Source organism: Pseudoalteromonas sp. BZB3, from assembly GCF_040104455.1.
Classification (GTDB): Bacteria; Pseudomonadota; Gammaproteobacteria; order Enterobacterales; family Alteromonadaceae; genus Pseudoalteromonas.
On the sequence record NZ_JBECOS010000017.1, the window covers coordinates 116306 to 129808 of the forward strand.

General features: G+C 39.7%; 10 protein-coding genes. 8 read left to right on the plus strand and 2 right to left on the minus strand.

Annotation, left to right across the window (positions count from 1 at the left end):
* Nucleotides 1–389: 389 nt before the first annotated feature.
* Nucleotides 390–2372 (minus strand): HAMP domain-containing sensor histidine kinase, encoded by a 1983-nt coding sequence (locus ABMY35_RS18930; protein WP_349287636.1) that lies wholly within the window; start codon nt 2370–2372, stop codon nt 390–392.
* Nucleotides 2373–2485: 113 nt separating this feature from the next.
* A complete protein-coding gene (locus ABMY35_RS18935; protein ID WP_349287637.1) occupies nt 2486–3379 on the minus strand; it encodes a LysR substrate-binding domain-containing protein in 894 nt (297 codons plus the stop codon).
* A gap of 147 nt (nt 3380–3526) precedes the next feature.
* Here ABMY35_RS18935 and ABMY35_RS18940 point away from each other — a divergent pair, with 147 nt between their 5' ends.
* The 8 genes from ABMY35_RS18940 (at nt 3527) to ABMY35_RS18975 (ending at nt 13493) form a co-directional block, all read left to right on the plus strand.
* A complete protein-coding gene (locus ABMY35_RS18940; RefSeq protein ID WP_349287638.1) occupies nt 3527–4009 on the plus strand; it encodes a DoxX family protein in 483 nt (160 codons plus the stop codon).
* A 111-nt stretch (nt 4010–4120) separates the two neighbouring features.
* Nucleotides 4121–5068, plus strand: coding sequence for a glutathione S-transferase family protein (locus ABMY35_RS18945; RefSeq protein ID WP_349287639.1), 948 nt, complete (start codon nt 4121–4123; stop codon nt 5066–5068).
* Between the two features lie 816 nt (nt 5069–5884).
* On the plus strand, nt 5885–6343 hold the full coding sequence (locus ABMY35_RS18950) for a transposase (RefSeq protein ID WP_349287640.1): 459 nt from the start codon (nt 5885–5887) through the stop codon (nt 6341–6343).
* Between the two features lie 542 nt (nt 6344–6885).
* Nucleotides 6886–8772: a M6 family metalloprotease domain-containing protein gene (locus ABMY35_RS18955; RefSeq protein ID WP_349287641.1), complete on the plus strand. Its 1887-nt coding sequence runs from the start codon at nt 6886–6888 to the stop codon at nt 8770–8772.
* A gap of 301 nt (nt 8773–9073) precedes the next feature.
* Nucleotides 9074–9673 (plus strand): hypothetical protein, encoded by a 600-nt coding sequence (locus ABMY35_RS18960; RefSeq protein WP_349287642.1) that lies wholly within the window; start codon nt 9074–9076, stop codon nt 9671–9673.
* Entirely contained in the window at nt 9670–11364 is a 1695-nt protein-coding gene (locus ABMY35_RS18965; RefSeq protein ID WP_349287643.1) for an LruC domain-containing protein, read from the plus strand. Before ABMY35_RS18960 ends, ABMY35_RS18965 begins: the two co-directional genes overlap by 4 nt.
* 310 nt (nt 11365–11674) lie before the next feature.
* The gene (locus ABMY35_RS18970; protein ID WP_349287644.1) at nt 11675–12298 is read left to right on the plus strand and encodes a class I SAM-dependent methyltransferase; all 624 of its coding nucleotides are present in this window, start codon (nt 11675–11677) and stop codon (nt 12296–12298) included.
* A gap of 73 nt (nt 12299–12371) precedes the next feature.
* Nucleotides 12372–13493, plus strand: coding sequence for a cysteine desulfurase family protein (locus ABMY35_RS18975; protein ID WP_349287645.1), 1122 nt, complete (start codon nt 12372–12374; stop codon nt 13491–13493).
* The last annotated feature ends 10 nt before the right edge of the window (nt 13494–13503 follow it).

A 13503-nucleotide genomic window follows, 5' to 3' on the forward strand; every position in this document is an offset into this window, starting at 1 on the left:
ACCTCTCTCGATTAATTTTTCTTCTTATATAATTTAAGGTAGAGCGTCTAAATTGGCGTACTTTCCTATATTCTTAAATAAAGAGCTATTAATTTATCGAGTATTCGAAATTTATCTTCGTAAGATTGAGAGCTTTAAAAGTAAAATATGTAAAAAACTTAAAAGGATTAGTTTGTGCCTAGGTGATTATTGGCCTGATAGCGGTATTATCTAGAGGCAGGTTTAGATGTGCCAAGTAATATTCTATAAAAGGCCATGTTTAGACAAGCTCATGCTGGTTGTTTTAATGCGTTTTTTGGGATTATAAACTACATAAATAGAAAGCTTTTTAAACATCTGTCTGAGTTAAATAGTTCGTTCTTTTTTGTCACTAGGTTAATTAAAATAGATTAAAGGTAGTTATCTAAGTCTATGTCAATTTCTTCGCAGTCAGCACGATATTTGGGTAAGCTAATATCGAGTCGAGTGTATTTACATTCTTCACTAATAATTTTTATAGTGCCATTTAGAGATTGTGTGATGATTAAATAAACGATATGCATACCTAACCCAACTTTACCTTTAATTCGATCTGTGGTGTAAAAGGGTTCAAAAATCTGGTTTATCTCGTCTTTACAAATACCGGTGCCATTATCAGAAATAGACAAGTACAATTTATCGTCATCACTTTCTATCGCTATTTTTACTTGTTTGAGATCTTGCTTTACAAGCCCATGTTCGATTGCATTTTCAATAATGTTGCTTAGTGCTTGAGTGAGTAAATTGACATCAGTGTCTATCTCACATTCGTCTCCATCAATAATAAATTCGACATCTTGGTTTAATTCTGAAATAGGTAAATAAGCGAATTCAATCAGTGATTTAATTTCGACCCCTTTTTGCGGACTAACATTTAGAGAGCTATTTACTTGCTTAAATGTTTCAATCAAATTGACTGCTTTGTCGAGATTTCTATCTATTAGTAAGTCGGCTTCTTTGCAAGATGATATAAATTCTTTCAAATCGTCAGCGCTTAATACTCCCTTTTTAAAGAGTTGCTCGAGATTTTCTAGAGAATATTTAGATAAACTATGGCTAGTGATAATTATGCCAAGTGGTGTATTGATTTCATGCGCAACACCAGAGATCATTCTGCTAAGTGAGCTAATTTTTTCAGCTTCAATTAATTTTCTTTGATTAACCGATATAATTTCTGCCATCTCATTAAATGTCTTTGCTAAGTCACCAAATTCATCTTTAGATAGGTCATCAATCCGAGTATCTAAATCTCCTTTGGCTAATGTCATTGCTTTTTGTGAGTAATCTCTCAAAGTTGCTTTAAGCTGAAGATAAATGCCATAAACAAAATAAATTACAACCAGATATAACAAGAGTGTGACAACTAGCAATGCAAAAAATTTAAACCTTTGCTCAGCGCATCGAATCTCTAAACGCGTTTCAACATACTCTAAAACTTGAGCGTCAAACTTACGCATTCTGTTTATTTCATTCGAATAAAAATCCAAATATTCTCTCCAAGTTGGAAGTGTATCTGGCTCATCCAATATTTGTTCATAAGTGTAATTTAGTAGTTTTTGAGAACTGTTTAGCTGCTCTTGCAGGCCATTTTTAATGTTAAAATCTTTATTGAGGTACACAGAGATGTGAGTAGATGCGTAATTATTTAATGCTATGTTGTCTTCTGCTTGAGCCGCGAACTTTTCTAACGTGTGATATGTGTAACTATCGATACTGGGCATACTCAGAGCATAAGCCCCTGTAGCACGAAGAAAGCCGATATTTTTATAAATTTTAGGTGTTTCATTAACAAAGTTGTTGATAAGGTAGAAATTGACAGGGTTATCGTCATGAATAAGGGCACTTTCAAATGTGATGATCTTTGCCAAAAGTTGAAGCTCAAGTACCACTTTATCAAAATGAAGAAACTGTGATTCAATCCCCCCACGCATAATCGCTTCGGTTTGATTCGATTGCTGCCACTCAGCTTTGACATTTTCAATTTGTGTTCGGATCATATTGCTGTTTGTTTTTTGCTCAGATAAGCTAGTGGACAACAATTTGATTTTCTCTGTTATTACTTCTTTTTCTTTTGAAACGAATTTAATTAAATGTTCATCTAAATTCACTTCTTGTAAAACAGCATGATCTCGAAAATCCTGTATTTGATAAATGGTGGTGATGAGTGTCTCAAGAGAATTGACGCCGTGTATTTCTTTTTGAGTTTTTTGAATATTTTTATTGGTATCGATTAAAAGAACAATCAACAGAAACAGTAAAGGAATAGAGAGCATGGCAATGATAGCCATAAACTTATGAGCAAATGACATTTGCTTACTGACATTAATTGCAATATCAAAAAAGCGACTTTTCACAATAAATTCGTATAAAGTTATTAGCTAATTCTAAAAGCATAGGTCAGTTATAAATAGTTTCAACACAGTTTTTATAACCACAGCTGAGAAGAAAATAATATTTTGCTAGGCGATTAACTAAATTGTGCTTCAATACACTCAACTAATGCTTTTAACCCTTTCCCTTTATTTACTACTTTCCAGGCAATATTTAATGATTGCGGTACTGATGGCTCTGCCAAGGTGAGTGTTTTTAATGTACCTGATTTAATCTGAGCACCTATTTGATCAATTGGTAAAAAGCCAACACCGACACCTGCCTCAATGGCGCAGATTTTCTGTTGTAAATTGCTAACGTATAAATGCTTTGAGCCTTCAATGATGTTTGAGGACTTTGCAATGACATTTCGGCTAGAATCGTGCACAACCACAGTGCGATATCTAAAAATGTCAGATGACTCTATCGTTCTGCTTAGCTCATGAAGCGGGTGCTCTGTCGCTGCAACAAAAACACTATGGTACTCAGTCAGCGTCTTTGCTCGTATACCTTGCTGCGCTGGAATAGGATCTGATGCACCGATCACCAAATCAACTTCATCTTCTATTAATGCTTCCCAAGTGCCGTTTAACACTTCTTCTTTAAAGTCTAGTTCGATGTTTTCGTGCTCAGCTAAAAATGTATGACAGGCTTTAAATACTTTGTGTTCATCGACAATGGTATCAATGGCGATACGTATTTTGGGCTCCCAACCGTGAGCGATTGTCTGTGTTTGCTCAGTCAATTTGCCTACAGCGAGTAATACTTTGCGGCCTTCTTCAAGAAGATGCAGGCCTGCTGGGGTTAGCACTGAGCGTCTACCTTGGCGCACAAATAAGGTCACGCCCAATTGTTCTTCGAGTTTTTGCACAATATACGAAATAGCTGATGGAACTTTATTAAGTTGCTCAGCAGCACTGGCAAAACTGCCACGTTGGTCAATGGCATCGAGTACCAGTAAAGCTTCTAATGTAAGAGGGGAGTGCTGCATACCAGTTAAAAATACATTTAAGTTTATTGTTCAAATATTTTGAACTAACTTGTCAAATTCTGCCAGTTATTTGTTTGCTAATGCTTACCTATAATGAACTCACTTCTTCAGAGAAACACAATTAACTAAACTTAAGAGAGCAGCAAAATGAACACATCAACTTTACTAAACGTACTAAAAACTGACGAGCAACTATCAGCTTTACCACTTCGCGTAGTCGCAGGTATTTTATTTATTGCCCATGGCGCACAAAAGTTATTTGCTTGGTTCGGTGGCTATGGCCTTGAAGGCACTGGCCAATGGATGGAGTCAATCGGCTTAGCGCCGGGCTATTTAATGGCACTTATGGCGGGAAGCGCAGAGTTCTTCGGCGGAATTTTTTTATTAGTCGGCTTACTTACTAGACCAACTGCTGTTGCACTTGCTTTTACTATGCTGGTGGCCATTTTTGCAGTGCATTTCCAAAACGGTTTATTTATGTCGAACAATGGGTATGAATTTGCGTTGTCACTGTTTGCTATCAGCGTTGCCTTGGTATTCCAAGGTGGTGGTAAGTTTTCGCTAGACCGTGTTTTAACGACTAAGTTGACGAGCCAAGGTAAAGCGCAGCTTCAAACTGCCAGTAACTAAAGTCGAAATATAAGTTCGAAAAATGATAAAGCGCAAAAATTAAAGTAAAGAAGTCACCGCTCATATGTGACTTCTTTAAAGCAAAAAATTTAAGCATTGAGAGGATTTATTATGGGTTTATTACAAAATGGCAAATGGGTTGATAAGTGGTATGACACCAAAGAAAGTAAAGGTGCATTTAAACGCCAAGACAGTAAATTTCGAAACAAGATTAGCACAGACAGTGATAACCCTTATCAACCTGAAGCTGGCCGTTATCACCTTTATGTTTCTTTAGCGTGTCCTTGGGCACACCGCACATTGATTTTTAGGGCGCTAAAAGGGCTTGAGTCTTTAATTGATGTCACCGTTGTACAAGCTCAAATGCTAGAAAATGGGTGGGAGTTTGATGATGAAAAAGACCCACTTTATGGCTTCAAATATGCCTATGAGCTGTATTTAAAATCAGATCCAAGTTATGAAGGCCGCGTCACGGTTCCAATCCTTTGGGATAAAAAGACCCAAACCATAGTCAACAATGAATCGGCGGAGATCATTCGTATTTTTAATACTTCGTTTAATGAACTCACTGGCAATACAGATGACTACAGTCCAGAAGCTTTATTACCTGAAATTGACCAGATGAATGCACGCATTTATGACACCATTAATAACGGCGTTTATAAAGCTGGTTTTGCAACGACACAAGAAGCGTATAACACAGCGTATGATGCTTTATTTGAAAGTCTAGATTGGCTAGAAGATCATTTAAGCAAAAATCGTTATCTAGTTAGAGAGCAAATCACCGAAGCTGATTGGCGTTTGTTCACGACACTTATCCGCTTTGATGCCGTGTATTTTGGTCATTTCAAATGTAATCGTACTCAATTGAAAGACTTCGAAAATATCAGCAATTATGTTCGAGAGTTGTACCAGGTGCCGAGAGTGAGTAACACCGTTGATATCGAATACACCAAGGAGCATTACTACGCGAGTCACAAGACCATTAATCCAACTGGGGTGATCCCAAATGGTCCTGAGTTAGATTTTAACGCGCCACATAATCGTGAAACTTTTTAAAACATTCACAGGTGCTACCGACTTTATGTCGGGTAAGCATTACTCACATAAAACGCGAAATAAATTCGCTGCTACCGAGGGGGTAGCACGGTAGCACCGACTTTATGTCGGGTAAGCGTTACTCACATAAGACGCGAAATAAATTCGCTGCTACCGGGTGTTTAGCACTGTAGCACCGACTTTACGTCGGGTAAGCGTTACTCACATAAGACGCGAAATAATTCGCTGCTACCGGGTGTTTAGCACGGTAGCACCGACTTTACGTCGGGTAAGCGTTACTCACATAAGACGCGAAATAAAATTCGCTGCTACCGGGTGTTTAGCACGGTAGCACTGACTTTATGTCGGGTAAGCGTTACTCACATAAGACGCGAAATAAATTCGCTGCTACCGGGGGGTTAGCACGGTAGCACCGACTTTACGTCGGGTAAGCGTTACTCACATAAGACGCGAAATAAATTCGCTGCTACCGGGGGGTTAGCACGGTAGCACCGACTTTACATCGGGTAAGCGTTACACGCAGGAAACGCGAAATAAATTCGCTGCTACCGAGGGGGTAGCACGGTAGCACCGACTTTATGTCGGGTAAGCGTTACTCATATAAGACGCGAAATAATTCGCTGCTACCGGGTGTTTAGCACGGTGGCACCGACTTTATGTCGGGTAAGCATTACTCACATAAAACGCGAAATAAATTCGCTGCTACAAGGCGTTTAGCACTGTAGCACTGACTTTATGTGGGGTAAAAGAGTGAACAGGAAAAATAAAAGTTAATGGCTAAACTTTTAGATTGTTTTTACTAAAAGGACTTTCTTAATGTTTTCAGCCGTAAATCTTCGAAAAGGCAGAGTATCAATCTCTGGAAGGTACTACGCAATCACTATAGCGACTCAAAATAGAAAACAAATATTCACCCAACTGCACGTTAACCAGCTTTTAGGTCAAGAAATATATAAACTTGAAGATAAACAATATGCTGAAGTGATTGCTTATACAATAATGCCAGATCATATTCATTTATTGATTAAACTGGGGGGCATTCTTGAATTGGGGCAAGTAATCAAATTTTTCAAAGGACGAACTGCGACTCTTTTAAGAAATACCGTAACAGGTAAGGTTTGGCAAAAAGGGTATTACGATACATGTATAAGGCGAGAAGAAGAGCTGTTAAATCAAGCTAGATATATTGTTACTAACCCATTGAGAAAAGGCTTGTGCGAACATGTATCAGAATATTCCTATTGGGATTGTATTTACTTAAATAACGCGAAATAAATTCGCTGCTACCGAGGGGGTAGCACGGTAGCACCGACTTTATGTCGGGTAAGCGTTACTCACATAAAACGCGAAATAAATTCGCTGCTACCGGGTGTTTAGCACGGTGGCACCGACTTTACGTCGGGTAAGCATTACTCACATAAGACTCGAAATAAATTCGCTCCTACCGGGTGTTTAGCACGGTAGCACCGACTTTACGACGGGTAAGCATTACTCACATAAAACGCGAAATAAATTCGCTGCTACCGGGTGTTTAGCACGGTAGCACCGACTTTACGTCGGGTAAGCGTTACTCACATAAGACGCGAAATAATTCGCTGCTACCGGGTGTTTAGCACGGTAGCACCGACTTTATGTCGGGTAAGCGTTACTCACATAAAACGCGAAATGAATTTGCTGCTACCGGTTGTTTAGCACTGCAGCACCGACTTTACGTCGGGTAATATTCTCAATTCCTTAATAAAAGATTTGCTAAATGTAAATTTTAGGTTAATAGTTTGTTTGTCCGATTTGGGGACAACTAACTGAAAGGAATAATCATGAACTTAAAACACACCGCATTAGCAACCTTGCTATGCAGCAGCACGGCATTTGCCGCTATTCCATATAAGAATGAGCAATACCAGTTCACTCAACCTAACGGTGAAGTGATAACACTAACACTCAATGGTAATAGCTATTACGCAGAGCAAAGAACGGCTGATGGTCGCCTCGTAGTTTTTGATAACGCATCAAAGGGAATAGCGTATGCCAAATTAAATGACGAGGGGAGCGAGTTAATCTCAACTGGCATCTTAGTCAGCACTAAAAATCAGTTGAGCATTCAAAGTGCTCAGCTTCGAACTCAACAAGCAGGGCTAAGCACCGAAGCCAAACAGCGTTTAGTTGAAGCGCAACAGCAGCGCATGCTGGGCGAGCATGTTGCACATACACACTCAGCACAATCACGCATGCAAACCACACAGGTCGATGCGCAAATATCAGGGCAGGTGAAAGGCCTTACCATTATTATCGACTTTCCTGATGAGCGTGGCACGATCAGTAAAGCCCAAATTGAGCGTTTTCTAAATGATGCCAATTACACCGAGTTTGGCAATGCACAATCTGTAAGAGGCTACTTCACAAAAGTGTCGGGTGGAAAGCTTGATTACACCAACACTGTCACGCAATACTACACGGCGAAAAAGAACAAAGCGTATTATGCCGACTCTAGCTTAAGCTCAACAGTTCGCTCACAAGAGTTGATAAAAGAAGCATTAGAGTGGCTTGAGTATCAACAAGGTTTTGACTTTTCGACACTCACTACCAACAGCAGTAAGCAAATTCGTGGTTTAAACATTTTCTATGCAGGTAATTCAGACAGCAGTTGGTCGAAAGGTTTATGGCCGCATATGGCGAGACTCAGTCCAAGATTTTGTGCCGACGGTGTGTGTACCGACCGCTATCAAATCACCGACATGCGCAGTAGCTTATCAATCGGCACCTTTGTGCATGAATCTGGGCACTTAATCACAAATTGGCCCGACTTATACGATTACGATGGCAGCTCAGAAGGCTCGGTCGCCAGTTTTGGTGTAATGGGATATGGCGCAATAGGGCAAACAAACCGCTTTAAACCAACCCCACCAGTCGCGCATTTTCGAGCAATCGCAGGCTGGGACACCGTTACTGAATTAAACCCAGCAATCAATGCAGACGCACCAAAAGGCACGCTCAGTCATACTTCAGGTTCTAATGCGTCATATAAATGGACAAACCCAAGTAATCGTAATGAAGCGTTTTATATCGAAGCCATTCATAAAAGCGAGCAGAACTCAGAGCAGCCAGATCAAGGGTTAGCAATTTGGCATGTCGATAGCTCCGGTAATAATTCAAATGAGTGGAAGCCCTATATTCAAATGGAGCACGCAGATGGTAATCGCGATCCAGAAAATAAACGTAATCGCGGTGATAGTTCGGACCTATTTGACTATGCAGGTGAGTTTTCAAACACTTTGCCTAATGCACTAACCTCAAGAGGCACTAATTCACTTTGGTGGAATGGCAGTGACTCGGGCTTAAACATTTCAAACATTAGTGCTGCAGCGCAAACCATCAGTTTTAAAGTAAATGAGCAAGTGATAGAACCGCCAAAAGGTACTGTTTACACAGGCTATTTAGCTAATAAACAACAAGCTGTAGAGCCAAACGGTAGTTGGTTTCAGTATGATGGGGGGAACATAAGCTTAAAGCTAACAGGCCCAAGCTCTGCAGACTTTGATTTGAAAATTGAGCGTTGGCAAGGTGGCCGTTGGCAACAAGTTGGCTTGTCTGAGTCGCCGACTTCAACAGAGTCTATAAATTATCAAGCATCTTCAGGTTACTATCGTTATGTTGTTTATTCGTATTCTGGTGCGGGTAATTACCGCTTAGAAGAAATTAGATAAGTTAGATTATTTAAAACGAACTAATACTGCTAAGCATTTTGCTTTATTGTCTATCAAACATGTTTAGCAGTATTTACTCTCAGTTAGACTCGCATTCTTAAAAACTTAGTGAAGCGAATTTGAAAACCTGTTGAAATTCGTACCGAGTGTAAAACGCCTTATTAGACACTTCATTATTAAATTGCGTTGCAAAATGCACAAATCGTACATTTGTAAAATATTAACTTATTGAAATTATTAGATAACACCACTGGCTTGAGGCTTGCGTGACATTGTTATATCCATAGTCAGGAGCAATGTTATGCGTGCAATAATTTTAACGGTCGTACTAATATATTTGACAGCTTGTGGTGGTGGAGGCGGCGATGACAGTAGCTCAGTACCAGCTCAACAACAAGCTCAGCCTACAGACTCAACATCAAGTAGCGCTTCAGATAACACCTCAACAGGTAGCGATTCGTCAAACGATAATGATGAGACTTCATCAGAAGATGACACATCGCTGTCAGATTTAATCATTCCTGCAAATTTTGATTGGGCGACATCAGAAACCAAAGAAGTATCGGTTAACGTTGTGAGCTCAATCACTCAAATAGAAACCGAAAGCTCAGATAACCAAACCACAATCGAGGGAGCTCCAATTGGTGGCAAGCACTTCATCAAAGTTGAAGCGTTAGATGAGAACGAAAATGTAGTTAGTACCCCATTAAAAAGTCTCACTTCTCAAGTGGGTAGTGTACGCACTGTGATGAAGTTATCCCCGAGTGTTACGCAAGTAAGGATCTCAGCAAAAGCGAATGGTCAGAATTGCACAAAAAACATACCAGTTAGTGAGCTAACAACGTCTTTGAATATTGAATGCGACATTCCGGTTGCCTCTGATCTGGAGGATTCACAATGAAAAAGCACATATCAATTATCACAATGGCATTCGTAAGCTTGGCTGCCAACTCAGATCCAAGTTCACAAACGACAGTAGACAATGGTGATGGCACTTTTACTTATACTCAAAGAGTTGACGAAAGCAGTAGTGCACCACATTACATAGCGCCAAATGGCTATGGTTTTGAAGAATACTCTTGGTTTAATGAAGACTATGGATGGCAGCATAGTTTTGCTGATTATAATACAAGTGGTTTGCAAATATTGAGTGCGACCATGCTGATTAGAGGCTGGGATGTAGATTCAGAGCCGTTTCATGGAACAAGTGGCGAATATGATGGTATTTCAGTCGATGGAATTGATTTAAACCCTGGGCTTTTGCAAGGCCAAAATGAAGAGTGGTCAGAAACAACTTTTACAATCCCAACTTCAAATATTACTGATGATGGTTTGATTAATGTTTTTCTAGATATAGATATGAACCATACATCTAGAAGGTGGGCAACCACTCTAGATTATAGTTTGCTCACCATTACTTATACTTTCACAGAAAACAATGCGCCAAACACACCTGAGCTAGTTGGCTTACCAGCAGGTTGTGTTGATGGTACAACAGATCTCAGTGTAAATATTGGCAACTCAGCAAATGCCGATCCCGATGGCGACCCCGTTACTTATACATATAGATGGTATGTTGATGTTGGCCAAGGCTACTTAATCGACGACGAGTTTGCTGGCAAAACCAACCATACAGGTAATACGGTTTTAGCTTCACAAGTACTTGATGATGAAACATGGCGAGTAGAAGTCATCGCGGTAGATGACAATGGCTTGAGCAGTGACCCAGTTGTTTATACTTGGAATAAAGTAAACGACTGTGATGGTGATGGCGTTGATGACGATAATGATGATTATCCAGAAGACTCAGAAAGAGCATTCAATAATGAGTCAACACCGGGTACTTTGATTTTCGAAGACAACTGGCCTTCCAAAGGCGACTTCGATTTAAATGATTTTGTGTTAACGCATTCATTTAATGTTATTACCAATGCAAGCAACGAAGTAAAAGAAGTCACCATGACCGCCGCAATACAAGGCAGAGGCGCAAGTAAAGCCAATAGTTTTGCCATTGCCATGGCAGGTACGACCGATGCAAATGTTGCACAAGCCAGCTTCAGCATAGCCGGAGTGAATAGCGCTTTAACCCCAGAAGCTGGGCACTCAGAAGAGCTGGTACTTGTGATTGTTGAAAATGCTAATCAGCATGCACCAAGCACAGAAGGTTTTAGCTTTTTCAATACCGAACAAGGTGACGATAGAGCCGAAATTCCCGTCACTATGCGCGTCGTATTTACCCAAGCTGTAAATAGAACGGCATTAGGCGCAGCACCATTTAATCCGTTTATTTATAGTACTTTTGAACGAGGTAATGAGATCCACCTTCCAAACCATACCCACACAGCGCTAGCTGACACTTCTAAGTTTGGTACCGCAGATGACAACACTTCGATTGGTGGTGAAACTTACATGACAGCGTCTGGCTTACCATGGGCTGTAGACATTATCGAGAGTGGTTGGAAACACCCTTACGAAAGAGTTGATATTTCTATTGCGTATCCAACTTTAAAAAATTGGGTAGAGTCTAATAAGAGTACACATGGAAACTGGTACACATTGCCGGCAAGCGGTAAATGTTGGAAGTGTAACTAGCTAGTTTTCCCAACTAGACTGAGAGTAACTGTGCCACCTTCGGGTGGCCTTTTTTTATATAAAACTATAACTTCCAAAACACCTCTTCATTATGCAGCTATGCGTAATATTTATACACAAAAACAAGTAAATAGCCGTTAATAGCAAACATGAATAACTTATTGATTCTTATCACTACTCATCTTCAAAAAATTAAGCTAAATTAGCAAATGACTAAGTTACAGAAAAACTTGGCGAGCAGCAGCTATATTGAAACTGCAAAGGCGTGAAACCCAACGTCACCACTCTCACACTGGTAAAGAATAAACACATGACACAACAAACGCTCGACTACTACGCTCAGAACGCCAGCGCATTCGCCAACAGCACGCTCCATATTGATATGGGTGAGTTTTACAACGCCTTCTTACCGCATATCCCTTCAGCCGAAGGCTGCCCGAATGGCTTAAAACCGCATATTTTAGATGCTGGCTGCGGCTCGGGCCGAGATGCACTTTATTTCAAAAACTTAGGATATAAAGTAACGGCGATTGATGCTTGTGCAGAATTAGCCGAAATTGCTAGCTTTCACCTAGAGCAACCTGTTTACGTTAAAACCTTCAAACAAATCACAGACCAAAACCAATATGACGGAATTTGGTGTTGTGCAAGCTTACTTCATGTTGTACACCGTGAACTGCCAGACCGTTTCACCAAATTAGCCAACGCCTTAAAATCAAACGGTGTACTTTACGTTAGTTTTAAATATGGTGAGGGTGAGCGAGATATAAATGACAGGCACTACACAAACTTAACCGAAGAAAGCTTAGAAGCATTGATAGACGCAGAGCCACAGTTAACGCTTGAGAAAACATGGCAAAGTGAAGATCAAAGGCCAGAGAGAAAGGGTGAGATTTGGTTGAATGGGTTGATTAGGAAGCAAGTTAAATCGTGATGATATTTTTTATTTTTGACTCGGGAATTAGCAAAATGTGTTAAAGTTGTCCCGTTACATAAAGGGAATAACTATGATTTATCTTGATACTGCTGCTTCATACCCATTGCTTCCTGAAGTCAAAGAAACGCTTTTAACAGAGTTTGAAAATCATTATGCAAACTCTGCGGCAAGCCATTATCTAGGCGAAGAAGTTAATAAAAGTATTAACCGAGTTCGTGAGCTTTTAGCTGATGAGATTGGCGCTTTCCCCAGTGAGATAGTGTTTTCAAGTGGTGCTACAGAATCGAATAACCTTGCAATAAAAGGTGCGTTACTATCAAAAGACCCTAAATTTAAGAAAAAAAAGCATATTGTGACATCATCTATTGAACACAAATGTAATTTAGCCATCTGTAATTATATGGAAAGTTTAGGTTTTGAAGTGACATATTTGAAGCCAAATGAGGATGGCCTAATTTCAGCAGAGTCTGTTAAAAAAGCACTTAGAACAGATACTGCTCTTGTCTCTATAATGCATGCAAATAATGAATTAGGCACCTTAAACCCAATTAAAGAGATTGGACAAGTCTGCTTTGAAAGTGGTGTTTTATTTCATTGTGATGCCGCACAAAGTCTATGTAAAACAGAGATTGATGTAGATGATTTCAATGTTGATTTTATGTCTTTTTCTGCACATAAAATTGCAGGACCTAAAGGTGTCGGTGCTGTTTATATTAGGGACTTGAGAGAAAGAGAAATTGAACCTGTTATTCATGGTGCAGGTCAAGAACAAGGGGTACGTGGTGGAACAGTTGCCTCGCCATTAATTGCAGCATTCGGCACGGCTATAGAATTGTTTCCTATCAGGTATAGAGAGTTTATCAATACAGAAGCATTACATTACTTCAAGGCAAACTTACAGGCACAAGATATTACTTATACTGAAAATGGCGGCGGTGAAAAACTAAATCATTGTTGTTCTTTTACTTTTCATGATGTGAATGTCACTAAGTTAATTAGAGATAATGAAGAAAAGATTGCTTTTGCTCAAGGCTCAGCATGTAGCTCTAAGGAAATTCAAGCTTCTCATGTTTTATCAGCGTTGGGGTTTACGCGAGATGAAGCCGAAAAGACCTTTAGAATCAGTTTTCCATTAGATATTAGTCATGAACAAATCTTGTTTATAGTCAATGCAATAAAAAAAGCGACATAAGTCGCTTTTT

Coding starts and splice junctions, on each gene's coding strand:
- ABMY35_RS18935 (WP_349287637.1), bottom strand. CDS start 3,379: ATGCAGCACTCCCCTCTTACATTAGAAGCTTTACTGGTACTCGATGCC.
- ABMY35_RS18940 (WP_349287638.1), top strand. CDS start 3,527: ATGAACACATCAACTTTACTAAACGTACTAAAAACTGACGAGCAACTA.
- ABMY35_RS18945 (WP_349287639.1), top strand. CDS start 4,121: ATGGGTTTATTACAAAATGGCAAATGGGTTGATAAGTGGTATGACACC.
- ABMY35_RS18950 (WP_349287640.1), top strand. CDS start 5,885: ATGTTTTCAGCCGTAAATCTTCGAAAAGGCAGAGTATCAATCTCTGGA.
- ABMY35_RS18955 (WP_349287641.1), top strand. CDS start 6,886: ATGAACTTAAAACACACCGCATTAGCAACCTTGCTATGCAGCAGCACG.
- ABMY35_RS18960 (WP_349287642.1), top strand. CDS start 9,074: ATGCGTGCAATAATTTTAACGGTCGTACTAATATATTTGACAGCTTGT.
- ABMY35_RS18965 (WP_349287643.1), top strand. CDS start 9,670: ATGAAAAAGCACATATCAATTATCACAATGGCATTCGTAAGCTTGGCT.
- ABMY35_RS18970 (WP_349287644.1), top strand. CDS start 11,675: ATGACACAACAAACGCTCGACTACTACGCTCAGAACGCCAGCGCATTC.
- ABMY35_RS18975 (WP_349287645.1), top strand. CDS start 12,372: ATGATTTATCTTGATACTGCTGCTTCATACCCATTGCTTCCTGAAGTC.